Here is a 2,082-nt window from a genome sequence, read left to right on the forward strand (position 1 = left end):
GTACACCGGGGTAGGGGCCACGCTTCCGGGGCGTACCCGCTGAGCCGCCGCAAAAGTCTCAGGCAAACCTCCCAAGGGCCGCACAGTTGCACATGGACAACTTAGTAAGGCCGACAGTTTGCGCAGCCGTAACGTGGTGACAAGCCTCGGCGATTCTTCCATGTCGTTGCGTGCCATCCAGCATCTGCAGAGTCAAAGTTCCAGGAGCGAAGCCACGCAGCCGTTAACCTTAACCAGACGTAAACAGACGCGGGCCTAGGGGCTTCCAAAACAACGATCCGCGAGGGCAGGGGAGGGGACATTCCACGCCGCGACGCTTACCCAGCTCCTCTGCAGCATTGACAAGACTGTCGACTGTTTGACCTGACCCCAGCGCGAAGCTGGATCCAATCGAGGCCACACCATCAAGCCGGGTCAGATTCTGCTTCAAGAACGTCGCCCGGCAGGTCCTTGACCACCGCCCGCATAGGGAAGGGGCTTTTCCTACAACCCGGACGCCCCCCGGTGACGCTGAATGATCGTGACTGATATGTGCGCGCTGGCGGCCGTAACCGATCGGATAACGACGTCCACGCACGGGTCCACCAACTCGACTGGCCGGGTTGAAAATTGACCTTCTGTGTAATACCTGTCTAGAATACGGTATTACCAAGAGGCAACCATGACCACCACTGTTACAGCCAAGGGACAGGTGACCATCCCGAAGCCAGTTCGTGATCTTCTCGGCATCGTTCCTGGGAGCAAGGTCGATTTCCGTCGCGCCACCGATGGTAGCGTGGTGCTCGAGCGCGCCGATAAGAAGCAGCCGCCGAGCCGCTTCGCTAAATTGCGTGGCCATGCTGGCCCGGGGGTCGATACCGATGCGATCATAGCGCTGACGCGTGGTGAAACGTGACGCTGGTCGACACCAACGTCCTTCTCGATCTTGTCACTGACGATCCGAAATGGGCGGACTGGTCACTTTCTCAGCTTGAAGCAGCGAGCCTTGATGGGCCGTTGCTGATCAATGACGCGGTTTATGCCGAGCTTGCTGTTCGGTATGAACGCATCGAGCACCTCGAGGCATTTGTCGATGGGGCAGGGCTCGAAATGTCGCCGATGCCGCGTGCCGCCCTGTTTCTGGCGGGCAAGGTCTTTACGCAATATCGGCGCGCCGGCGGATCGAAGACCGGTGTCCTGCCCGACTTCTTCATCGGCGCGCATGCGGCTGTCGCCCGGCTACCGTTGCTGACGCGCGATGTGAGGCGCTACCGGACATCCTTTCCGACCTTGAAACTGATTGCACCAACTGTGTGAGCCGTCGCGGCGGCAGGGGAGGGGCCTTTCTCTGGCACCTAAAGCCCAGACGCCTTGGTGAGATTGACCCTGAACCGATCGCGCCGGCGCTGGTATTTGCGCGTCATTTCCGCGGAGGCATGACCGAGTTGCTTTTGAACGTAGCGTTCGTCGACTTCGGCGGAGGACGCCAGGCCAGATCGTAACGAGTGCCCGGCAAACAGTTTTTCGCGCTGACCTTCCGGCAGATCGCCGCGTACGCCGGCGGCCAGCGCGGTCCGCTTCACAAGGCGCGCTATCTCCTGGTCGTTCAGGCGCTCGGCACCGACCGCCTTGCCCTGGCCCGTGACGCGGCGAAATAGGGGTCCGTGGGCGATGCGCCCGAGCTTGAGCCAGGTCTCCAGCGCCACGACCGGGCAAGTCGCGTCGGACGAGCCACGCCCGACCTCGACCTCTCGCCAGCCGGTTTTGCCACGAAGAGTGACCAGCAGACCCTTCTCCAGGATCTCGATCCAGCCGGAAGAATCCTCGGTCTGGCCGCGGCCGCAATCCAGGCCGACGATTTCGGAGCGGCGAAGGCCGCCGGCAAAGCCGAGCAGCAGCATGGCGCGGTCCCGCAAGCCGCGTAAGCTTCCGCGGTCGAGCGTCTCCAGCATGGCGATCAGGTCCTCGGGCAACACAGCTTCCTTCTGCCGAGGCGGGGCGGCGTGTTTGTTGCGAATGCCGGCCATCACCGTGGCGATATGGCGGTCTTTCCTGTCGAGCGCCTGGCCGCGCTGCGCATAATTCCAGGTCAGCGAGGAGAGC

Annotated in this window: 3 protein-coding genes; 2 read left to right on the forward strand and 1 reads right to left on the reverse strand. The window is 62.1% G+C overall.

Annotated elements, in window-relative coordinates:
• Nucleotides 1–661 precede the first annotated feature (661 nt).
• Both EN742_RS32850 and EN742_RS32855 read left to right on the forward strand, forming a co-directional pair.
• On the forward strand, nt 662–895 hold the full coding sequence (locus tag EN742_RS32850; RefSeq protein WP_128333765.1) for an AbrB/MazE/SpoVT family DNA-binding domain-containing protein: 234 nt from the start codon (nt 662–664) through the stop codon (nt 893–895).
• Nucleotides 892–1,296 (forward strand): type II toxin-antitoxin system VapC family toxin, encoded by a 405-nt coding sequence (locus EN742_RS32855; protein WP_128333766.1) that lies wholly within the window; start codon nt 892–894, stop codon nt 1,294–1,296. Before EN742_RS32850 ends, EN742_RS32855 begins: the two co-directional genes overlap by 4 nt.
• A gap of 38 nt (nt 1,297–1,334) precedes the next feature.
• Here EN742_RS32855 and EN742_RS32860 read toward each other — a convergent pair.
• A partial coding sequence (locus EN742_RS32860) for a site-specific integrase (protein ID WP_148670443.1) occupies nt 1,335–2,082 on the reverse strand: 748 nt, incomplete at its 5' end.

This window comes from Mesorhizobium sp. M4A.F.Ca.ET.020.02.1.1 (genome assembly GCF_004022645.1).
GTDB lineage: Bacteria > Pseudomonadota > Alphaproteobacteria > Rhizobiales > Rhizobiaceae > Mesorhizobium.